24 protein-coding genes and 1 pseudogene are annotated in these 20,539 nt (G+C 70.4%); 13 read left to right on the forward strand and 12 right to left on the reverse strand.

Translation table 11 applies throughout. The features are described from left to right. Positions 1–28: 28 nt before the first annotated feature. The 6 genes from ACZ4UV_RS08475 to ACZ4UV_RS08500 form a co-directional block, all read right to left on the reverse strand. Positions 29–184, reverse strand: coding sequence for a DUF6131 family protein (locus tag ACZ4UV_RS08475; protein ID WP_351495678.1), 156 nt, complete (start codon positions 182–184; stop codon positions 29–31). Between the two features lie 86 nt (positions 185–270). Next, the gene (locus ACZ4UV_RS08480; RefSeq protein WP_451017601.1) at positions 271–879 is read right to left on the reverse strand and encodes an alkaline shock response membrane anchor protein AmaP; all 609 of its coding nucleotides are present in this window, start codon (positions 877–879) and stop codon (positions 271–273) included. Positions 880–907: 28 nt separating this feature from the next. Continuing rightward, positions 908–1,534, reverse strand: coding sequence for a DUF6286 domain-containing protein (locus tag ACZ4UV_RS08485; RefSeq protein WP_451017600.1), 627 nt, complete (start codon positions 1,532–1,534; stop codon positions 908–910). A 112-nt stretch (positions 1,535–1,646) separates the two neighbouring features. Continuing rightward, complete coding sequence (locus ACZ4UV_RS08490) at positions 1,647–2,054, reverse strand: Asp23/Gls24 family envelope stress response protein (protein WP_351495684.1); 408 nt, start codon at positions 2,052–2,054, stop codon at positions 1,647–1,649. Continuing rightward, entirely contained in the window at positions 2,051–2,218 is a 168-nt protein-coding gene (locus ACZ4UV_RS08495; protein WP_030645371.1) for a hypothetical protein, read from the reverse strand. The genes ACZ4UV_RS08490 and ACZ4UV_RS08495 overlap by 4 nt, the downstream gene beginning before the upstream one ends. Positions 2,219–2,302: 84 nt before the next feature. Beyond that, positions 2,303–2,791 (reverse strand): Asp23/Gls24 family envelope stress response protein, encoded by a 489-nt coding sequence (locus ACZ4UV_RS08500; protein WP_351495711.1) that lies wholly within the window; start codon positions 2,789–2,791, stop codon positions 2,303–2,305. A 157-nt stretch (positions 2,792–2,948) separates the two neighbouring features. Between ACZ4UV_RS08500 and ACZ4UV_RS08505 the strand changes: the two genes are divergently transcribed. The 5 genes from ACZ4UV_RS08505 to ACZ4UV_RS08525 all read left to right on the forward strand — a co-directional run bounded on the left by ACZ4UV_RS08505 (position 2,949) and on the right by ACZ4UV_RS08525 (position 6,163). Further along, on the forward strand, positions 2,949–3,539 hold the full coding sequence (locus ACZ4UV_RS08505; RefSeq protein ID WP_467836862.1) for an RNA polymerase sigma factor: 591 nt from the start codon (positions 2,949–2,951) through the stop codon (positions 3,537–3,539). Further along, positions 3,530–4,201 carry an Asp23/Gls24 family envelope stress response protein gene (locus ACZ4UV_RS08510; RefSeq protein WP_467836864.1) on the forward strand — a complete coding sequence of 224 codons (672 nt, stop codon included), beginning with the start codon at positions 3,530–3,532 and terminating at the stop codon, positions 4,199–4,201. Before ACZ4UV_RS08505 ends, ACZ4UV_RS08510 begins: the two co-directional genes overlap by 10 nt. Further along, positions 4,201–4,566, forward strand: coding sequence for a hypothetical protein (locus ACZ4UV_RS08515; protein ID WP_451017597.1), 366 nt, complete (start codon positions 4,201–4,203; stop codon positions 4,564–4,566). Before ACZ4UV_RS08510 ends, ACZ4UV_RS08515 begins: the two co-directional genes overlap by 1 nt. Before the next feature lie 205 nt (positions 4,567–4,771). Next, positions 4,772–5,371 carry a DUF5994 family protein gene (locus tag ACZ4UV_RS08520; protein WP_467836867.1) on the forward strand — a complete coding sequence of 200 codons (600 nt, stop codon included), beginning with the start codon at positions 4,772–4,774 and terminating at the stop codon, positions 5,369–5,371. A gap of 381 nt (positions 5,372–5,752) precedes the next feature. Continuing rightward, positions 5,753–6,163: an STAS domain-containing protein gene (locus tag ACZ4UV_RS08525; protein WP_467836870.1), complete on the forward strand. Its 411-nt coding sequence runs from the start codon at positions 5,753–5,755 to the stop codon at positions 6,161–6,163. A gap of 219 nt (positions 6,164–6,382) precedes the next feature. Here ACZ4UV_RS08525 and ACZ4UV_RS08530 read toward each other — a convergent pair. Then, positions 6,383–6,652 (reverse strand): annotated as a pseudogene (locus tag ACZ4UV_RS08530) (fumarylacetoacetate hydrolase family protein); the annotation flags it as partial. Then, on the reverse strand, positions 6,649–7,794 hold the full coding sequence (locus ACZ4UV_RS08535) for a VOC family protein (protein WP_467836874.1): 1,146 nt from the start codon (positions 7,792–7,794) through the stop codon (positions 6,649–6,651). The pseudogene ACZ4UV_RS08530 and the gene ACZ4UV_RS08535, both read right to left, overlap by 4 nt. A 138-nt stretch (positions 7,795–7,932) precedes the next feature. Between ACZ4UV_RS08535 and ACZ4UV_RS08540 the strand changes: the two genes are divergently transcribed. The 7 genes from ACZ4UV_RS08540 to ACZ4UV_RS08570 all read left to right on the forward strand — a co-directional run bounded on the left by ACZ4UV_RS08540 (position 7,933) and on the right by ACZ4UV_RS08570 (position 14,066). Then, on the forward strand, positions 7,933–8,568 hold the full coding sequence (locus ACZ4UV_RS08540; protein ID WP_351494524.1) for a TetR/AcrR family transcriptional regulator: 636 nt from the start codon (positions 7,933–7,935) through the stop codon (positions 8,566–8,568). A 405-nt stretch (positions 8,569–8,973) separates the two neighbouring features. Further along, complete coding sequence (locus ACZ4UV_RS08545; protein WP_451021369.1) at positions 8,974–9,420, forward strand: TetR/AcrR family transcriptional regulator; 447 nt, start codon at positions 8,974–8,976, stop codon at positions 9,418–9,420. Between the two features lie 186 nt (positions 9,421–9,606). Continuing rightward, positions 9,607–10,971 (forward strand): site-specific integrase, encoded by a 1,365-nt coding sequence (locus ACZ4UV_RS08550; protein ID WP_467836879.1) that lies wholly within the window; start codon positions 9,607–9,609, stop codon positions 10,969–10,971. Further along, positions 10,968–12,707, forward strand: coding sequence for a hypothetical protein (locus ACZ4UV_RS08555; RefSeq protein WP_467836881.1), 1,740 nt, complete (start codon positions 10,968–10,970; stop codon positions 12,705–12,707). Before ACZ4UV_RS08550 ends, ACZ4UV_RS08555 begins: the two co-directional genes overlap by 4 nt. 62 nt (positions 12,708–12,769) lie before the next feature. Next, the gene (locus ACZ4UV_RS08560; RefSeq protein WP_451021372.1) at positions 12,770–13,345 is read left to right on the forward strand and encodes a hypothetical protein; all 576 of its coding nucleotides are present in this window, start codon (positions 12,770–12,772) and stop codon (positions 13,343–13,345) included. 29 nt (positions 13,346–13,374) lie between these two features. Beyond that, complete coding sequence (locus ACZ4UV_RS08565; protein WP_467836884.1) at positions 13,375–13,653, forward strand: hypothetical protein; 279 nt, start codon at positions 13,375–13,377, stop codon at positions 13,651–13,653. Further along, on the forward strand, positions 13,650–14,066 hold the full coding sequence (locus ACZ4UV_RS08570; RefSeq protein ID WP_451021374.1) for a hypothetical protein: 417 nt from the start codon (positions 13,650–13,652) through the stop codon (positions 14,064–14,066). The genes ACZ4UV_RS08565 and ACZ4UV_RS08570 overlap by 4 nt, the downstream gene beginning before the upstream one ends. Positions 14,067–14,498: 432 nt before the next feature. Here ACZ4UV_RS08570 and ACZ4UV_RS08575 read toward each other — a convergent pair whose 3' ends face one another. The 3 genes from ACZ4UV_RS08575 to ACZ4UV_RS08585 all read right to left on the reverse strand — a co-directional run bounded on the left by ACZ4UV_RS08575 (position 14,499) and on the right by ACZ4UV_RS08585 (position 18,918). Beyond that, positions 14,499–15,587, reverse strand: a complete 1,089-nt coding sequence (locus tag ACZ4UV_RS08575; protein ID WP_467836888.1) for an alkene reductase — start codon at positions 15,585–15,587, stop codon at positions 14,499–14,501. A gap of 367 nt (positions 15,588–15,954) precedes the next feature. Next, a complete protein-coding gene (locus tag ACZ4UV_RS08580) occupies positions 15,955–17,067 on the reverse strand; it encodes an alkene reductase (protein WP_467836890.1) in 1,113 nt (370 codons plus the stop codon). A gap of 504 nt (positions 17,068–17,571) precedes the next feature. After that, on the reverse strand, positions 17,572–18,918 hold the full coding sequence (locus ACZ4UV_RS08585) for an aldehyde dehydrogenase family protein (protein ID WP_451021377.1): 1,347 nt from the start codon (positions 18,916–18,918) through the stop codon (positions 17,572–17,574). Between the two features lie 173 nt (positions 18,919–19,091). Between ACZ4UV_RS08585 and ACZ4UV_RS08590 the strand changes: the two genes are divergently transcribed. Continuing rightward, positions 19,092–20,012 (forward strand): helix-turn-helix transcriptional regulator, encoded by a 921-nt coding sequence (locus ACZ4UV_RS08590; protein WP_467836894.1) that lies wholly within the window; start codon positions 19,092–19,094, stop codon positions 20,010–20,012. 84 nt (positions 20,013–20,096) lie between these two features. Here ACZ4UV_RS08590 and ACZ4UV_RS08595 read toward each other — a convergent pair whose 3' ends face one another. Then, positions 20,097–20,258: a hypothetical protein gene (locus ACZ4UV_RS08595; RefSeq protein WP_451023275.1), complete on the reverse strand. Its 162-nt coding sequence runs from the start codon at positions 20,256–20,258 to the stop codon at positions 20,097–20,099. Positions 20,259–20,539 lie beyond the last annotated feature (281 nt).

The raw sequence follows: 20,539 nt of genomic DNA on the forward strand, positions 1-20,539 counted from the left end.
GCTCACTGCCTGCGGGGCAGGACCCCGACTACCAGTAGTGGCGTCGACCGGCGACGGCGTGTCCCATCGCGCCGAGGATCCACAGGATGGCTCCGACGACCAGCAGGATGATCCCGATGGTCCACAGGATGGATATCCCGGTGAGGAAGCCGACGACGAGCAGAATGATGCCCAGGATGATCATGATCTCTCCTTTGGGGAGTAGTGCTGATTCCCTGCGAACTACGAGGGACTGAAAGCGCGTTGAGGTGGGAACGGCCGATCCCTTCCTTACTCCACCCGGTGTGGTGTGTGGCGGGCGACCTGAAGGCGGACCTCGGTGGGCATGTCAGCAAGGCCGGTGGACCGCCGGGCGGTGCGGAGCGGGCCTTCACACAGGGCACCGAGAGTGGCGCCGGGCGTGCCCTCGGGGGTGAGGGTGAGCTTGACGCGGGTGCGGTGGCGGGCCGGTCGGCCGGTGATGTGCACGGCCGCATGGCCGACCCCCGGCAGGGCACCGGCCTCGGTCGCGATCGCGTCACCGAGTGCGCGGTCGCGCAGTTCGACGCCCTCCTGCGGGGGTGTGCCGCCGACGGGCAGGGAGCCGGGGCGACGTCGGCTCAGCTGGGCGAGCAGCCACCACAGGGCGAGCAGAGCCGCGACGACGAGGGCGGCGATGACCGCGGGCCACCACCACCAGCCCTGGCCGCTCCAGCGGACCCGGTCGGCGGAGCCGAGCAGGACGTCTGCCGGGTGGGTCAGGGGCCAGCCGGCGGGCGGGGCCAGATCGTGCCGCCGGTAGAGGTCGAGTCCGGCGAAGAGGATGAGCAGTCCGCCCCCGAGGAGGACCAGGCCGACGAGGGCCAGCAGAGTGCGGTTGAGTGCGGATCGCGGCGTCATGGCGGGCTCCGGTGCTACGGGTCTCGCGTCAGCGGGTGCGTCGCCGCACCCGTACGGCGATACGGGGAGGACGGGCGAGGGCCAGCCGGTCGCGTTCCTCGCCGAGGACGGCGGTGAGGTCGTCCTTCACCTGCCGGGGGTCGCGGAAGCGGACGTCCGCGCGGGCTTTGATGCGGTGGCGGCGCACCAGGACGTGCGCCGCGCCGACTCCGGGGACCCGCATGGCGGCGTCGCGCAGCAGGGCGGCGGCGCCGTCGCGGTCCAGAAAAGCCCGCATTCGCGGGCAGCCGGCGGGTGAGCGCAGGGGCAGCCAGCGGCGCTCACCGGGGGTGAGGGCCAGGACGATCAGCCAGACGCCGACGGCGGCGGCCACGGCGGCTCCCGTCAGCATCCACACGTCGTCCACCGGGCGGGTGGCCAGTTCGTCGGCCAGGTGCCGTCGCCAGGCCGCCGCCGGGCGTCCCGCCCGTACGGCTATGACGTCGACGAGCGTCGCGACCGCGGCCACGAGGATCACCGCGGCGACCGACGCCGCCGTGATGCGGCGCCCGGACCACGTGCGACGGGTCCGGTGGCCGCCGTCGCGCTCACCGGCCGTGAGGTCCGAGGTGGACACGTCGCGTTCGGCAGGGTCGGGCTCTTTCGTGAGCGGCACCGCGGCACGGTGCGTGGACGACGCGGAGCCGCTGCCCGGAGGATGTGGCTCGGATGTCATCGCGATCGCCTTTCCTCCACGGCGTGCCCGGTGACCCGGGCCGCGTGGCCGGTCACCGGACCCGCCCCCGGCTCGCGTCGGCGGCGGTCACCAGCCGCCGGACGGTCAGGAGTACCTCTCCCACCCGCAGCCCGGTCAGCTGGGCGACCCGTTCGGCGACGTCCTGCTGGATCCGCTCGCAGACACGGGGGATGTCGGTGGGGTAGGGCAGGTCCATGGTCAGATGCAGGCGCACCGATCCGGTACGGACGGCGGCGGAGACGTGGGGCGCCGCAGGTCCGCCCCGATCGGGCGGTACGGCGGCGCGCCGCGACTGCGCCGCGCGCGCGGCCTGCGTGGCGATACGGGCGACCACCCTGTCCGGGATGACGGTGGCGCCCCGCTCGGCCGGGGGCGGCAGCCCGGCGGTCGGCGTCGGCGGGCCCGACCCCTCGCCGGGGGAACCGGGCCGGGTCTTCACCGCTGCCTCCGTGTCCGGAGGTCGAGGTCGCCCTGTACGACGAGGCCGACGATCAGCCCCGCCGCGCCCAGGACCAGCACCAGCAGAAATGCCCAGAAGCCGCCGAAGTAGCCGGCGAAGCCGAGGGCCATACCGGCCGCGAGTCCGGTCGTTGCTGTGTTCATCTTGCACTCACCCGTCTCACGAGCGTCCCTCTCGCCGTGATCCTCCGCTCATGCCCGAGGACACGGCGGTGGTCCCGGCGGCGGTCACCTCACGCGGCCCTCGTCCGGTTCGGTCTGCTCCTCTTCGTCGTCGGGCAGGTGAACGTCGTCGACGGCGATGTTCACCTCCACGACCTCCAGGCCCGTCATCCGCTCCACGGCGCTGATGACATTGGTGCGTACGCCGCCCGCGACGTCGACGATGGAGACGCCGTACTCGACGACGACGTCCAGGTCGACCGCGGCCTGCCGTTCTCCGACCTCGACCTTGACGCCGCGGGTGACCGCTCCGCCGCCTGTGCCGGGGACGCGTTCCCGCATGGCGCCGAAGGCGCGGGCCATCCCCGCGCCCAGGCTGTGGATGCCCGGTACCTCGCGGGCGGCCATGCCCGCGATCTTGGCCACCACACCGTCCGCGATGGTGGTCTTGCCCCGTGTCTCGGCCGGAGCCCCCGACCCGGTGCGGCCCGTGAGCGGGCTCACGCCCGTTTCGGACCGGCCGCCCCCGCCGACGCTGGTGATGTTGTCCGTCATGGCGGTCGCCTCGATCGGTCGCTCGGACACCGGTGCGGCGCCCTTCGAAGCGTTGGACATCACGGACGCCACATTCCTCACATCCGAGGGATGTGGCGTGCATCACATGCCGCCCTGTCGGGTACACGGGTGGTCCGGTACCTTGTGCGGGGGCGCCATGATCGAAAGCGATGTTTCCCCAACGCCGGAGCGCGACCTGTCGGTACGCGACCTGCCGGACCGACTGCTGGCCGTACGGGCGGCCGAGGGGGACGACGACTCCTTCGCCGTTCTCGTCCAGCGGCACAGCCGGTCCCTGCTGACCCTGGCCCGCTGCATGCTGGGCAACCCCCAGGACGCTGAAGAGGCCGTCCAGGACGCCTTCATCAGCGCCTGGCGCCACCTGCCGGAATACCGGCACGGCGCGGAGTTCCACACCTGGATGTACCGGATCACCGTCAACCGATGCCAGACCATGCGACACCGCCGACCGCCGCCCGTCCCCCTGGAAACCGTCGCCGAACCCGCGGCGGGCGACGCGTGGAGCCAGCCCGCCCGGACCGCCGAGCAGGATGCGGCCACGGCCGCCCTGCGCCGAGCACTCGCCGAACTGGACGCCGGACAGCGGGTCTGCTGGATCCTGAGGGAGGTGCAGGGCCTGCCCTACAAGGAGATAGCGCACGTGACGCGTACCGGCGAGCAGACGGTACGCGGCAGACTGTTCAGGGCGCGCCGATCCCTGCAGGAGGCGATGGGCCCATGGCGCTAGACGACCCGCACACGCGGCCTCCCGAACCGCCCGGAGCCGGTGGGCCACGCAACAGCTCAGCCGCCGCCGACGTGCCCCCGTTCGCAGGCGATGAGGTACTGCCCTGCGGCCGCCTGCTCAGCCGGGTCTGGGAACAGGGGCGGGACGCACCGCCGGCCGCGGGCCCGCACCCGGTGTCCTGTCCGTACTGCCGAGAGGCAGTCGAGGGACTGGCCACGGTGAACGCGGCCGCCCGGGCGCTGCGCGACGAGGACCCTCCGGGCCTGCACGCACTCGCCGACCGGGTCATGGACGTCGTCAGGGCAGAGGTCCGGTTCGGGCGGATACTGCCCCTGGCCGACCCGCACCTGGACCTACGGATCACCGAGAGCGCCGCGGCGAAGGTGCTGAGGCGGGCCGCGGACGCGGTCCCCGGTGTCAGGGCCGCGACCTGCCGACTCGTACCCGAGGGCAACGGCACCGGCGTGCGGGTGACCATGACCCTGGCCGCCTCCCTCGACCGCCCGCTGCCCGACCGGGTCCACCAGGTACGCCGATCGGTCCTCCACGCGGCCGGACAGGACCTGGGGCTCACGGTGACAGCCGTCGACATCGCCGTGGTCGACGTACTGGAGCCGGGGTCAACCCTCGGCCCCCGCCTCCCGACGGGCGGTGGCACGTGATGACCGCCACCGGCACCACCGCGCTTCTCGGCGTCGCGGCCGAGGCGGCCCTCGCGGTCCCCGGCGTGGCCGGCCTGCAACCCCGCCTCGCCCGGCGCCTCGCGGCAGCCGCCGCGCCCACCCGGGCGGACACCACGCCGCCCGAGGCCGGCATTCGCGCCGACCGGGCGCCGGACGGTTCGGGATGGCACATCGAGGTGCGCTGCGTCCTGACCGAGGGCCGGCGGGCGCTGGACATCGCCCGAAACGTCCATGACCGGGTGACAGCCGCCCTCATCACCCACCTCGCCACCCACGGTGTCGCGGAGCCGGTCACCGTCGCGGTCACGGTGACCGGTATCGCCGCCTGGCACGACGCGGCATGAGTGGCGGCGCGGGCCAAGCCCCGCGAACCGTCGCTCCTACGTGCTCTCGTTCAACCCATCGCTCCGCATCGGTCCGCCGGGGCCCGACAAGGAGTACCCTGGTGATTACCGAGAGCTTTCCGTACACCGGCTTCCACGTCGGGTCGTTCTCGGCGATTCACGACAACCGGGTCGGCCACGACCGGCCCGGGGTTGGGTCCGCGTCATGACCGCGACCATTCTGCTGACGCCCGCGGTCGAAGACCGGACTCCTTCTTCGTCGCCTTCTTCGTCGCCCCTCCGACTCGTCCTGGCACCTCTCGGAACCGCTCCGGCCCTGATCGACGGTGCCTGGTGGCCCCGCTCCCGCTCCCTGACGGCGGAGCTTCCGGCGCTCATCGAGGTCCTCGATCCCCTGTGGGGGCGGATCACCCGAGTAACGGTGAACCCCACGTTCTGGCCCGTCATCCCGCGAAAGGTGCCCGTCCAAGGGCACGTGGTGCACGTCGGCTGGTTCGAGGCCGAGCAGGACCCGCACAAACTGCTGCTGCTCTCCTATACCGTCGGCCGTTGGGACCTGCTGGTGATCCCACCGGAGACAGAGCCGGCCATCGCCGCCCGGCTGATGGCCGCGGCCACCGACCCGTCGCGGAGCCTCACGGCGACCGGCCTGATCCATGAGGCCGAAGCCTTTGTCGCGGCAGAGGCAGCGGCCGGCTCGGGTTCGCTCCGGGAGGCGGTCTGGGACTCCGAAGGCGGACACGCCGCACGCACCCCTGCCGCAGCGGCCATCGACCCCGTGCCCACCCCGGCACAGGGAATGTGAGGCATGGAGACCGTCACGCCGTGGGCGTGGTCCTCGCGGTGATCGCCTTGGGCGTGCTCCTGATGCAGGTACCTCGCCGCCCGGCCGTTCCCGGCGGCGGCTCTGGCGGTGGCGCCGCACCGAGACGTGAACCCCCTGCACAACGGCTCTCTCCCGGATCTCGATGCGCGCTCCTGTAGGCACAGATGTCCCCGGGTAGCGGACTCCGTTCGATCGTCGGCGGATCCCCCGAGGCGACCAGTCGGCCCTGCGCCTGGAAGACAGGTTGCTGAACCGCCCGTTTGCCTCTCTGCACGAGAGCACGACCGTGTGCCGAGCGCAGGAGGAGCCGGGTGTCCGGGCCTTCGCGCTGCGAGGCCGGTCTCACTGAACCGAGGTGCCATGCCCATTCCACAGCTGACCCTCTACCGCCGCGACAGGCGCAGCCGGGCGTTGATCACCCTGGCGGGTGAGATCGATCTGACGACGGAGCGCGTCGTCCGCGAGTCACTGGGGCAGTGCCTGCGCGACGGCATCCGCACCATCGACGTCGACCTGACCGCGGTCACCTTCTGCGACGTGACCGGCCTCAACGCCTTCCTCGACGCGTCGCGGGCCACCGCCGTGGCCGGCGGATCCCTGCGACTGCACCACTCGCCCCCGGCGCTGGCTCGGATCATCGCCCTCACCGGTAGCAGCATCCTGCTCCACGGCAACCTCCCACCGCGGCCTTCTGCACAGCCCTTGACGCCCGGAGCGCCAAGTCGGGGGCTCACCCGCGCACCGAGGATGATCCCTGCGACCGGGAACTGACCGTCGGCCCACTCCAGGAGGGCGAGGTGGTGGGACACGAATGCCACGCAGCCGACTCCAAACCCTGACGGCTCCACGCCGACGCTCCTCATGTAGGGCACGTTCCCACGAGCCTTGCTCTGCGGGTGTGACCTTCCGGATCGTCGACTGAAAGACCCGGGCTCGGGTTTCGCAGGCCCAGTTGTCCCACTCCAGCACGATGTCCCGGGCCTCGGGGACGGGCGGGATGTCGCCGGTGAAGCCTGAATCCTTGGCGTGACTGCGGTAGTTGACCATCTGGGCGACCACCCGGCACGGGGTGGTGACCGGGGGCAGCGCCACCAGGTCGGCGACGGGCGTGCCGCTCTCGCCGGAGGCGGCGGCCTCCCGCACGGCGGCGCGGTCGGCGAGCAGCTCGGCGGTGGTGACCGCCTTGGTGTCGATGCGGACGGCGCGTTCGTCCCGGACGGCCCACCAGCCGTCGCCGGTGCGCAGAACGTTGGTGCTCATGAGCTCATCGCTTTCATCAGGCCCAGCAGGCGTGCGGGGTCGAGTTCGTTGTCGCCGCGCAGGGCCGTCATGGCCTCGCGCAGCTTGGCGGGGGAGGGGCTGGCGCCCAGGAAGTCGCGGGTGACCGGCGGGCCCCACTGGGCCAGGCCGCTCGCCGACATCGGCGCCCACCCGGGCTCGAGGTCGCAGGAGAACAGGTCACCGTCGGCGAAGTGCTCCAGCATGAAGCGGTCGGGGTCGCGCCAGTAGTCGAAGAGCTGGCTGCCCTGGATGTGCCGGCCGATGCCCCAGCTGCGCCGGTAGCCGCGCTCGGCCAGGTACTCCCCGCCGGCGGCGATCGAGTCGAGGTCGGTGACCTGGTAGGCGGAGTGGACGTAGCCGGTGCCGGGCCCCAGGTGCAGGGCGAGGGTGTGGTGGTCCACGGGTGTGCTGCCCTGGTCGCAGCGGATGAAGGCCATGGTGGGACCGCGTTCGCGCTGTCCGTCCAGGAACAGGAAGTCGGACACGATCATCCCGAGGGTGTCCAGGTACCAGTCCACGGTGCGAGTGAACGTCCGTGTCTCCAGGACCACATGGCCGAGGCGCTGGATACGGGACGGCTCGCGGGGCGGACGCTGGGTGGCGTTCGTACGACGGTGATCGGAACCGAAGTTCAGGATCAACGGCTCCTGCCCGGGCAGCGCGGGCAGCGGCTCGGCACAGTGCACCACCCGGACCGGCAGGCCCGACGGATCGAACAGGGCGACCGACCGGCCACCACCCGGTACGTCGATGTCCCGGACGGTGTGCCCGACGGCCGCGGCCAGCCGGTCCACATCGGCCCGCTCGGCCGCACGGAACGCCGGTCCGAGGAAGCGGGAGGCACTCCCACGCCGGATGACCATGCAGGGAGAACCTGCGAATGTGCCGCGCAGCCACAGCTCGTGCTGGGTGCGGGCGGCGATCGCGAAGCCGAAGTCCCGGGCGAACACCTCGGCCCGGTCGAGGTCCGGCTTCTCGAACTCCAGCCAGGCCAGGTCCGCCACCTTGATCACGGGGTTGCGGGCTCGTCCGGGGTGTTCTCCGCGCAGTGCGCCCTGCGCGCTGTGGAGGTCTTGGTGGGGCGTCAGAGGACCGCCCTTGTCAACGGGGATGTGGGACATGGTGTCTTCCAGGCAACACTGCTATAATGAGGAAATCATCAACTCTGCTTAATTTCGTCGTCAATAGGCGAGGCCCAAATGACTGAGGATTTCATCAGTAATGGCAGGGTCATCGTCGTGGCGGTTACACTGAGCCGTATGCCGACGTCAGCCCCACCCCAGAACCGCTTCGAGCGGCGCCGCGCCGAGACCCGTCAGGCGCTCGTCCGTGCGGCCCGGCAGATCCTCGCGGAGACCGGGGACACCAGCGCCAGCATCCAGGCCATCGCCGAGCGCGCCGACGTCGGTTTCGGATCCTTCTACAACCACTTCGAGTCCAAGACGGAGCTGTTCGACGCCGCGGTGACGGACGCCCTGGAGGAGTTCGGGCAGGTCGTCGACGAGCGCGTCGAAGGCATCGACGACCCGGCCGAGCTGGTCGCGGCCGGTTTCCGGCTCACCGCCCTGATGGCCGACTCCCACCCGGAACTCCTGCGGATCCTGCGCGACCGCGGTCTGTCTCACATCCACTCGGACAGCGGTCTCTCCCCGCGCGCCTTGCGCGACCTGGAGATCGGCATCGCGTCGGGCCGTTTCACCTGCGGCAACGCGACAACCGCCCTGTCCGCCGTGGGCGGCACCCTGCTGTCCCTGGTGGCGCTGCGACTGGCCCGCCCCGACCTCGACGGGGACGAGGCCGCCTCCGACCTGGCCGAGATGGTCCTGCGCATGCTCGGCGTCCCTCCGGACGACGCCCATGAGGTCACTCGACGCCCGCTGCCGGACCTCGCCTGACAACTTCCCGCACCCGGAGCGCAGCCGCCTGCGGTGCCACGCCGGCGGCGATCAGGAATGCGGTGGCGGCGGCCTCACCCGTGGGGTCCGCCCACGTGCCCGCGGCGTTCTCCTCGACGAGGGCCAGCACCAGTGCTTTTCAGCGCCCGGGCGAGGACGGGTGCCGGGACATGGTCTTCGAACACGCCTTGGTATTGACCGCGTCGTATGGTCGCGACGGCCTCTTCACGCGCCGGTGCCAGAGCGGCGTGGATCGCCTACGTCGTATGGAAACTCGACGCAACCCCCGGCGGCACGGCCGGCCGCTGTGATCAAGGTCATTTCCGTACGACGTACGAAACTAATACCGTACGAGGTATGGAAAAGAAGGTGAGGCGTCCCCCGCGGGGAACGAGGAAGAGAGACGTGCCTCTGACCGAGGCCGGGATCTATGCCGCCGCCCTGCGGCTCATCGACGCGGACGGGGTCGAGGCGCTCACCATGCGCAAACTCGCCACCGAGCTCGATGCCAACCCGATGTCGCTGTACCACCACGTGCCGAACAAGGAAGCGGTGCTGCGTGGCGTGACGAGAACGGTCGGCGCCCAGTTCCGCACCGTGACGCTTCAGGACGCTCCCTGGCAGGAGCGCATCCGCCTGCTCGCCACGGACTTCCGGGCCCTGGCGCACCGTCACCCCGAGCTGATGGCCTACTCGTTCAGCCACCAGCCGGACTTCATCCTGCCCGACGACCCGTTCTGGACCGCGCTCACCGCGATCGTGGCCGCCGCGGGAGTGCCGGAGGCAGAGGTCCCGGAGGCCGCTGCTCTGGTGGTCGCCGTCGTCGTCTTCCCTGTTGGATCTACGTGTTGAAGCGGATCGAGCAAGGGTGGCTGCGTGCCGGGGTGGCGTAGGTATTGGGTGCCGAGGGACCGCCAGGTGGCGGAGGGTCGAGTGCCCGTTCTGGCCGGGTGGAAGGACCTGGCGGAGCGTGAGGACCGAGTTGGTGTTCATCCTGGGGATCCGATTCTTCTTTCTCCGGACTACCGGATCGATGAGGTGCTGAGCCGGTATCTGTGCCGGTCGTCGTTCGCCCGTCTCGCGCAGGAGACGAAGCGGAACTACACGGACGACTACTGCTTGTTCTTCGACTTCCTGTGGGGTCGCGAGAAGACGTGGTGCGACGCCACGGCAGACGATCTGTGGGACTTCGAGGACTGGCGGACCCGCTCGCTGCGGAACCCGCGCCGGGTCGGTGGGGCGCGGTGGAACCGCGGGCTGGCCGCGCTGATCCGGTTGTACGAGTGGGCGGTGCAGCGCGATCACGTGAGGGTCAACCCGGTGATCATGCGGTCGGTCCTCGGCAGGAGCGGTCAGCGTGTTCTGGTGCCGGCGGCCCGGGCGAAGAACGCGCGGACCAGCGAGGTCCGTTGGCTGACCCCGCGGGCTTTTCGCCGCTGGGTGGAGGTCGGTCTGCGTGGCTATGGCGCCGACGGCATACCGTCGCCGGGGTGGGCGGGGCGTCTGGCCGACCGCAACAGTGCCTTCAGCGACCTGCTGTTCTCCTCCGGGGTTCGGCTGACGGAGGGGGCTTCGTTGCTGACTGTGGAGGTTCCGCGCCTTCGGCTGGAGGGCGGTCGATACTACGTGGGGCGGCTCGCTCGGGTGGTGACGAAGTCGAAGCGGGCTCGCACGTTCTACGCCTCCTCTGTGGTGGTGGGCGAGATCGAGGGGTACGTCGAGTCCTCGCGCGCCCGGGTGGTGCGGCGCGCGCAGGCCTTGGGCCGCTTCGACGATGTGCCGATGCGGCTGGTGACTCACGAGACTGGTCGGCACCGGCGTGTACTGCACTGGCGCGACCGGGACGGCGTGGTCGGGCAGACCCCACTGACTGAGGCGACGGTGGAGGAGCGGATGAGCTTCTTCACCGAGGGGCCGGCAGGTCCGGAGCCGGTGTGGCTGTGGCTGAACGAGTCCGGTCTGCCGTTTCACCCGGCCTCGTGGGAGAACGTGTTCCGGGCCGCGCACGAGCGGTGCGAGGCGGTGCTGTCACCGGTGATAGACGAGGCGCCGTTCTGTACGCCGCACATGTGCCGGCACAGCTTCGCGTTGTTGATGCTCGTGGTCCTCAACCACGTCATGGACCGGCGTATGGGGCTGACGCCGGAGGAGCGCCGGGACTTCCGTCTGCTGTACGGCGATCCGTGGCGGATGGTGCAGGACCTGCTCGGTCACGCCCAGCTGGAGACCACAAAGGCGGTCTACCTCGCCCCGGTCGCGGATCTGCAACTGCGGTCGCTGCCGGCCGACTTCGTGCCCACAGCCGGACCGGTATCGGAGCAGGAACTCGCCGGGCTGTTCACGCAGCTGGCCCGGGAGAGCGAGGGCATCCAAGACCTGGACGAGAAGCTGGTGGCCCCGTGAGCCGCCGCGGCCGCACGGCCGCCCTGCCCGATGGACCGCATCAGCGTCCGCAGGTCCTTGAAGAGGACAGCCTGGTCGTACGGCACCAGGACGCACAGGGGCGGGTGCGCACCTACGACTTCGGCACCCTTCCGATCCCGGAGACGCTCCAGCGGTCGTTGGCCGTCCTGTACGCGGCGAAGTGCGCGCCGGGCGGAGGCTGGGACAGCATCGAGACCAGCGAGGCCCATTGGTACCTCGTCAAGCCCTTCGCCGAGTTCCTCGCCGGCCTGGACGACGTGCCACAGGACGTGGACCGACTGACACCCGCCCACTGGAGCGCGTGGCGGCTGAGCCTGCCGCCACGGGCGAACGGCTACAGCAAGTACGCGTCGATCGCTGCCCTGCTCCAGATGGATCCGCGCCTCACGCAGCCGGTACGGGAGGCGATGGCCGCGCGTTTCGTGTGGGAGCCGGGCCGTGAACAGGCCTATGGGCCCGAGGAGTTCAAGGCGATCCGCGTCGCGGCCCGCCGGACGTTCCGCTCAGCACTGCTGCGGATCCGGGAGAACACCGACCGGCTGGCGGCCTGGCGCGCGGGCACGATGGAGCCGGGCAGCCGGGAGTGGCTGGTCGGCGAGGCCCTGGACGTGCTGGCGCGCACCGGCGATGTCCCGCTGTACGAGTGGGGACGCAGGGTGCGCCGCCGCTACCGTCCGGCTCTGGGCGGCGACTCGGCGCAGGACACCTGGAAGCGGCTCTTCCTCAGCCGCAATGAGACGGCGGCGCTGGCGGTGCTCATCGCCGCGGAGCTCGGGCTGAACTCCACGCCGATCTCCGAGATGCCCGTGCCGGAGATGCTGCCCGGCACGGCGGAGGCGGGGATGCCGGTCTACCGGCTGCGGTTGGAGAAGCGACGCCGCGCAGGTCACCGTGGCCGTTTCGAGAGCCGGAACCTCACCGATTCCGGCGCCGACTCTTCCGGGCGGATCATCAGCGAGGCCTTGGAGGCGACCGCGCACGCGCGGGCCGTGTTGGCGTTGCTCGGTGCGGACATGGACCGGCTGCTGGTCTGGCACCAGACCACCGAGCACGAGGGACAGGCCTACCGCAGGGCCGTCCGGGTCGGCCAGTTCGGGTTCGGCGTGGATGAACGTGCCGGCGCCGACTGGGCGCGGTCGGTCGGGCTGTCCGGCTCTCCGCTCAAGCGGATCCGCAAGACCGTGAACGTGCTGCACCGGCGTGAGCCCGGGCAGAACACCCAGGACACGCACGACAGCGTCTACGTGCTGCCGGAGCCGCAAGTCCAGGAGGCGGCCGTGCCGGTGATCGCCGACGGAGCCCTGGACGCGGTGGCTGCCGCCCATCGCACCGTGTTCGCCGCCCGCCTGACCGAGAAGTCCGGGGCAGGGGTCCGGGAGACAGCGACGGCGGGCTGCGCCGACTACGAGCACAGCCCGTTCGGCCCGCCGGGCCAGAGCTGCGCCGCCTCGTTCCTGCTGTGTACGGCCTGCCCGAACGCGCGCGTCACGCCTGCCCATCACCCTCGTCTCGCGCACCTTCACCAGGCGTTGGGCAACCTGCGCGGCACGGTGGAGCCGGCCGTGTGGGACGCGGACTGGGCCGATGCCCACGCCCGGCTCACCGATCTGCGCGACCGGGTCGGACAGCCGCTCTGGGATGCCGCGCGCGCCTCGGTCAGCGACGCCGATCGTGATGTCATCGATCAACTTCTCCACGGGGACTACGACTTGTGACCGCTCTGCCCTCCGAACTGCCGACTTTGCCTGGATGGAGGACCCCGGTCATCGCACCGTCCTTGATCCTGGCGTCCGGGCCCGTCCCGATCTCGATCTACGGCGACGACGTCTGGTCTCCCGCTCCGCTGATCGCCAACCCCAGTGCGTCGCGGGTCGGCGTGGACTGGTCGAACTTCCCCGAGACCCTCCGGGAAGAGATGCGCCTGGCGGCCTGGATGATGATCAATACGGCGCTGCCGGCGAGTGTTCTGGTCGGTCACCCGGCCTGGCACTCTCGACTAGGGCCGCACGGGATCTACGACACCGTGCGGCGCTGGCAGCGCTTCGCTCACTGGCTCACCGCCCAGGGGGCATCCGGCCTCGGCACGTGCGCGGCCGAGACCTTCACCGCGTACGCCGCTCACCTGGCCCGCCGACCAGGGGCCAACCGCAACGACGGTACGAAGGAACTGGTCGCGCTGACCCGGTTGTGGGCGTTCGACGCCGCGAGCGCCCACCCGGCCGGCCTGGTGATGCCTCCCTGGCACCGGTACGGCGTCGACGACTACCTCCCGGCCACGCCCAGGCCCCCACGTTCGCCGGGTCCATCCGCACGCACCGGCAGGCCCGGGACATCCTGGGCAACCCGGCCCTGACCGTCTACGACAACCCTCACTCGTTCCTGATGTGCGTCCACAACCGCGACCGCGCCCTGTGCCACCGGCTCGATGTCGCTGACGCCCCGAGCCTGGACCGATGCCAGCCCACCTGCGCGAACATCGCGCGCACCGACCGCCATGCCGACGAACTCGTACAGCACGCGAAGGCGTTGGAGAAACAGGCCGCGTCGGAAGCAGTGCCCGGCCCGCTCGCCGACCGGCTCACCCTGCGCGCCGACCATCTCCGTGACCTGGCCGACCGTCATCACCACGGCCGCATCGACCTCCAGGAGCCGACGTCATGAGCCCCACCCCGGACGAGCGCGACCTCATCCGTGCCGCGATGGACCGCATCCTGGGCGGAACGCCCGAGCGCTCCAACGGCGCGCTGACGATCGTCGCCCTCGCCCTCGAAGCCGGTGTCCCGCGCAACGCACTCACCCAGCGGCACACCGACCTGAAGAACGACTTCTACGACAAGGTCCGCAATCGTGGCGGCACCCCAGACAGCGAACAGCGCCTGCGTAAGCAGGTCCGCCGGCTGAAGGAGCTACGCGCTGCCGACACAGAGGAGATCGCCCAGCTCAAGGCCGACGTCGAAGGTCTCGTCGGTGCGCTGCACCAAACGACAATCGAAAACCAACTTCTACGCCAGCAGCTCGCAGAGCGGTCCGCGGTCCGTACGCTGCCCACCCAGCCCCGTCCCGTTCTGGGCTGACCCAACGTGGTGGGCTTGCTCGGCGAAGTGCCGCCTTGAGCTGGTGTTATGGATGGGCTTTCGTTCTGTCCGTTGTCCAGTGCGGGCATGGGGCAGGGCCCTCCGGCGTGAAGGGCCCTGGACCAGTGGTGGCGTCGGTTCTGGCACTGTGCTCCGACGCGGTCGCGAACGCGTCGTCCAAGCTTTCGATGGTGCCCTGCGCGGTGATACGCAGGGCACCGTGTCCGGGATCGCCCGCGCCGCGAGCGCCGCCCGTCGCGGCCTCAAGCTCCTCTCTCAGATGCCGGTTCTCCAAGGTGGTCCGCCGGATGTGGCAGGCGGCGAGTGCCGCCACCAGGCGCATAGGTCAGGACCAGAGGGACGCCGGTGGCCTGCGGCCTGAAACGCCGCGGCTTGCCTTGCCGCACTCGCGGGTGGTGACGTCTTTTCAGGTCACGCGCTGTCGGAGGGCAGTGTCGGGTAGTCGGTGTAGCCGCGGTGGTCGCCGCCGTAGAAGGTGGCCGGATCGGGAGTGTTGTAGGGGCCGCCGGCTGCGAGGCGGGCGGGCAGGTCGGGGTTGGCCAGGAACAGCGCGCCGAAGGCGATGATGTCCGCGGTGCCGTCCGCGATGTGGGCGAGAGCGCCGGGGCCGGTGGTCTCGGGGTGGGTGAAGGGGTTGAGGATGAACGCCGTCGGCCAGTCCTTGCGCAGCCGGGCGGTCAGGTCGCGGTCCGGGTTCTCGACCAGGTGCAGGTAGGCGAGGTCCAGTCGGCTGAGTCCGGCGATCAGGGTGGTGTAGGTCTCCAGCACGTTGGCCGGGTCGGTCTCGGCGATGTCGTTGTAGGGGTTGCCGGGAGAGATGCGGAAGCCGGTCCGGTGGCTGCCGATCGCCTCCGCGACGGCCGTGGCGACCTCGATGCCGAAGCGGGCCCGGTTCGCGGCGCCGCCTCCCCAGCCATCGGTGCGCAGATTGGTGTTGGGGGCGAGGAACTGGTGGATCAGGTAGCCGTTCGCCCCGTGGATCTCCACGCCGTCGAAACCGGCGGCGATCGCGTTGCGTGCGGCGTCGGCGTAGTCGCGGATCGTCTGGGTGATGTCGTCCTGATCCAGTTCCTTCGGCGTGACGTAGTCCTGGGGGCCCTGGTAGGTGAACACCTGGCCCGCCGCCGCGACGGAGGAGGGGGCGACGGGGTGGAGTCCGTCGGGCAGCAGGCTGGGGTGGCTGATCCGGCCGGTGTGCATCAGCTGCGCGAAGATCGTGCCGCCCTGGGCGTGGACGGCGTCGGTCACCTTCCGCCAGGCGTCGACCTGCTGGGCGGAGTGCAGGCCGGGGGTGTTGGTGTAGCCCTGGCCGCCGGCCGACGGCTGGATGCCCTCGGTGATGATCAGGCCGGCGCTCGCGCGCTGGGCGTAGTAGGTGGCCATCAGCTCCGTCGCCGTGGCGGCGGGAGTGTCTGCGCGGCTGCGGGTCATCGGCGCCATAGCGATGCGGTTGGCGAGCGTCTTGCCGCTCAGGTCGATCGGGTCGAATGCGGTGGTCATGGCAGCTTCCTTCGAAGAATGGGAGGGGTGAAAGAGGCAGGCGGCGGCACGTTCCCTGCGGGGTGGCGGGGAACTGGTGATCGACAAGGCCGGGGTGGGCCGCCGCTGGAAAACAGTCATAGGCGTCAGCTGTGGCAGAAGGCCGCCGCGGTGGCCACGCACGAGAGCGATGTGCTCGCCGAGGTCACCGAACGCAGGCTGCTGACCAGGAACTTGCGGACCGTCAACGCCCTGAAGGACCCGACGGGCCTCGAGCCGGTGATCGCCGCTGTGACCGCGCGCTCAAAGGGGCGGGCACAGTGTCGCCGGTCGGGCGCCTGTCCATGTGTGAGTGGGGCTGCCGCATGGACAGGCGTGCCCGTGGGCCTCAAGCCGCTTCGAGGAAGGGGTAGTCGGTGTAGCCCTCGGCGCCCGGCCCGTAGAACAGTTCCGGCCGCGGCTCGTTCTCCGGGTGGCCACCCTGCCAGCGCTCGACCAGGTCGGGGTTGGCGATGAGGGCCCGGCCCACGGCCACGGCGTCGGCGTGGCCGGCCTCGATCTGCTGGAGCGCCTGCTCGCGGGTGGTCTGCCCCCCGAAGGGGCCGTTGTTGACGATCAGCTTGCCGTCGAAGCGCCGCCGCAGCTCCTGTACAAGGTCGCCGCCCGGCTCGGCGTGCAGTACGGAGAGGTAGGCCAGGCCCAGCGGGCGCAGTTGGTCCATCAGGGTGCCGTAGGTGGCCAGGACGTCGTCCCGGTCGGTCTCGAAGACGTCCCCGAGGTCGACCTCCGGCGAGATCCGCAGCCCGACCCGCTCGGCACCGACGGCCTGGGCGACCGCCGTGACGACCTCGACGACGAAGCGAGCGCGGTTGCGCGGCGAGCCGCCGTACTCGTCGGTGCGCTGGTTGGCCGCCGGGGAGAGGAACTCCTGGAGCAGGTAGCCGTTGGCGCCGTGGATTTCCACGCCGTCCGCTCCCGCCTCGATGGCCCGGCGGGCCGCGGCGACGAAGTCCTCCACGGCTGCCCGGATCTCTGCGGTGGTCATCGCTTCCGGTACGGGGTAGGGCTGCTCGCCCTTCTCGGTGAACGTCTTGTTGTCGATGGCGATCGCGCTGGGGGCGAGGATGCGGCGGCCGCCGTTGATGTCGGGGTGGGTGCCGCGGCCGGCGTGCATGATCTGCAGGACGATGCGGCCGCCCTCGGCGTGCACCGCCTCGAACACCCGCTGCCAGCCGGCCGCCTGCTCGTCGGTGGCGATGCCCGGCTCACCGACATACCCCTGCGACGCGTGGTCGGGGTAGGTGCCCTCGGTGATGATCATTCCGGCGCTCGCCCGCTGCCGGTAGTACTCGACCATCAGGTCCCCGGGAATGCCGGAGGACCCGGCCCGGACCCGGGTCAGCGGTGCCATGACGATGCGGTTGGCGAGCTCGATCTTCCCGAGAGAGACGGGGGAGAAGAGCGACGGGACGGGTGAAACTTCTGAGATGTTGACAGTCATGGGTTTCTTTCTTTCTGCAATACGGAGGAGAACGGGATGAAGGCCTGCGACGCAGGGGGTCCAGGCTGTCCCGGCGGAGGTGCGGATGCGGTTCTCGGGCAGGCGCGGGCCCGCTGACGGTGACGCGGCTGCACGACCGCGATCGGGGTGTGGGGGGGTGTTGGCGGCGAACGCGGTGAGAACCGCATGCCGTCGGCGTCGACGCCGGTCAAGCGCAACTGCCCGCCGCAGTACGGGCGTTCGCTGCTTGCACACGATCAGCAGTCAGCCAGGTGACGAAGTCACGGGTGCCGCCGCCGGAGTCGGTACGGATCGGTGTCTGCACCCCGCGCCGCGACCGACTCCCTCGACGCGCCCCCGCGAAGAACCGATACACGGCTTCACCTGGAACGCGCTTTTCGGCGGTGGCGGGAACAGCGATCTCAGTGCTCCTCATGCTCACCGGCCTGAGGCCTTCCGCCGGCCGATCGCCCATCGGACCGCCTGCTCCACGAAAGCTCGGGCCTAGCTGAGCGGCACGTCCGCGACGGCCTTGAGGTGGCTGAACGTCTCCAGGGAGTACCGGCCGTGGTACCGGCCCAAGCCGCTTTCGCCGACGCCGCCGAAAGGCAGTCCCGGCATGAGCAGCTGTATCACCGGCTGGCCCCAGGCGACGCCGCCGGAGGACGTCTCCTTCACGAGGCGCGACTTGATGGCCTCGGAGGTGGTGAAGGCGTAGAGGGCGAGGGGCTTGTCGCGTTCGTTGATGAAGGCGATGGCGGCATCGAGGTCTTCGACTTCGACGACGGGGAGGATCGGACCGAAGATCTCCTCCTGCATGATGGGCGATGCGGGGTCGACATCGGTGAGCACGGTCGGTGCGATGTACAGGTCGTCACGGTCGTGCTGGCCTCCTACCGCCGCCCGGCCGGAGTCCAGCAGGCGGGTGAGCCGGTCGAAGTGCCGCTCGTTGATGATCCGGCCGAAACCGGCTGAGGTCTGCGGGGTGGTACCGAACTGGGCGTCGACCGCCGCGCGCAGGGCGGGGACCAGCGCGGCGGCGGTGGCCGGATCGGCCAGAACGTAGTCGGGGGCTATGCACTGCTGCCCCGCGTTGCCGAACTTGGCGCCGACCAGCCGCTCCGCGGTCTCGTCCACGTCGGCGTCGGGGGCCACGAAGACCGGCGACTTGCCCCCGAGCTCAAGCGTGACCGGGGTGAGGTTCTTGGCTGCCGCTGCCATGACGATCCGGCCGACCGTGCCGTTACCGGTGTAGAAGATCTGGTCGAAACGCTGAGCCAGGAGGGCCGTGGTCTCCTCGGCGCCCCCCTCGACCACGGTGAGCACATCGGCGTCGAAGTACTCGCGCAGCAGGCGTGAAGCGACCGCCGAGGTGTGCACCGACATCTCGCTCGGCTTGGCCACCACGGTGTTCCCGGCGGCCAGCGCGCCGATGATGGGGTCGATGAGCAGGTGCAGCGGGAAATTCCACGGAGCGATCACCAGGACCACCCCGAGCGGGTCGTACGTGGTGTAGGCCGTGGTCGTGGGACCGAAGTGGGCAGGAACCTCCACCGGGCGGGGCTCAAGCCAGCTCTCGAGATTCGCCAGTGCCTCGTCGATGTCGGCGACAGTGAAGTCGATCTCCTGCATTTTCGCCTCGGCGGCGTTCTTCCTCAGATCCGCCCAGAGCGCATCGAGCAGCTCCTGCTCGTTCTCCACCAGCAGTGCCCGCAGCCGCTGCAGCTGGTCGACGCGCCAGTCCAATGGGCGGGTGACACCGGTGTTGAACGTCGCCCGAAGGCGGCCCACCACCTCCGCAGCCGTCTCGCTCTGGTGCGTCCTCGACTCGATCCCCTGTGTTGCGCTCATGGGATGTACTCCGTTCTTGATCCAGGCCACGCCCTGGCCGTCTTCCAGCCGGGCACAGTGGCCAGCGTGCTGGACGATCCGGCATCCACCCAGGTCACGGCTTTGCGTACGCGCGCGATGCCTACCACTGGTTGGGTCAGGAAGGTGTGCGTGCGACCGTGGATACTCGAGACATGGACGAATACCCCGAACCGGTGCACGAGCCCGCCGCCGACGCTCTGGACCCGCGTGCCGAGCTCAGCGAGTTCCTGCGCACCCGCCGGGCCCGGCTGAAGCCGGAAGACGTGGGACTGCCGGACTACGGGCGGTACCGGCGGGTACCGGGGCTGCGCCGCGAAGAGCTGGCGCAGCTGGCCGGGGTGTCCGTGGCGTACTACACACGCCTGGAGCAGGGCAACGGGCAGCACGTGTCGCCGGAGGTCCTCGACGCCATCGCCCGCGCCCTCAGGCTGAGCGACGCCGAGCACGCTCACCTCACACACCTGGCGAAGCCGAAACAGAAGAAGAAGCCGGCCGGCCGCACCCAGCAGGTGCGGGGCCCCCTGCGGACGCTGCTGGACACCATGGACGGTGTTCCGGCGATCCTGGTAGGGCGGCGCTCGGACATCCTCGTCTGGAACCGGATGGCCGCAGCGGTCTTCGGCGACTGGGCCGAGCTGCCGGCCAGGGAGCAGAACTGGGCGCGGCTGGTCTTCCTGCGGCCCGAGTACCGCGACCTGTTCGTGGACTGGGAGCACAAAGCCAGCGACGTCGTCGCTCAGCTGCGCATGGACGCCGGCTCCCATCCCAACGACCCCCGACTGTCCGCGCTGGTGGGCGAACTCTCCGTCAAGAGCGAGGAGTTCCGGCGGCTGTGGGCCACCCACGACGTCAAGGAGAAGTGCCACGGCATCCAGCGCCTGCACCACCCGCTCGTCGGCGAACTCGACCTCCGCCTCGAATCGTTCCACCAGGCCGACGACCACGAGCAGATGCTCGTGACCTACCACGCCGAACCGAACTCCCCGTCGGCGGAGGCTCTGCGACTACTGGCCAGCTGGGGCACCGACGCGACCCGGGCAGGAACGAGCACGCCGTCGGCACGCACGGCTTGATCAACTCCCCTTGATCACCGGTAGTCGACTGAGCGCCACGCCCAGCGACCACATCCACGCCAGGCATCAGCGGGGGTGTCGCATTCAGGACGGCCCGGGTGGCGCGGGCGTGCTGCGGTTGGGCAGTGGAAGAACGGTGCCGCCGCTGCGCAGTGCGTCGTTTTCGAGGGCCAGCTGGCGGATCGCCTCCTCGTGCAGAGCGAGAGTACGGCGCAGGTCGCTGTTCTCCTTCCGTAGCCGGCTCACTGCGGCAGTTGGCTGACCGTGTCTCAACACGCTGAACTTGACAGAGAAGTCGTCGGTGTCCTCGCCGCGGAACTCAACGGCTCCCTTCACCAGTGGGCGAGCCTCAAGCCCCCTGGTCTCGCCGCCGGTGCAGACGAGCCCACGGACGCCGACCCGTCAGGGCCCGTCCAGGACCGCAGGTTCCGCCTGGTGATGGACACGCTCATCGCGGGCCTGGAAAGCCGGCTTGCCGCCGAACGTGACGGCCGGGGCCCGGGCCGTTGAGTCCCTGCTTCCGAGGC

The sequence above is a fragment of the Streptomyces sp. NPDC028289 genome (assembly GCF_055565975.1).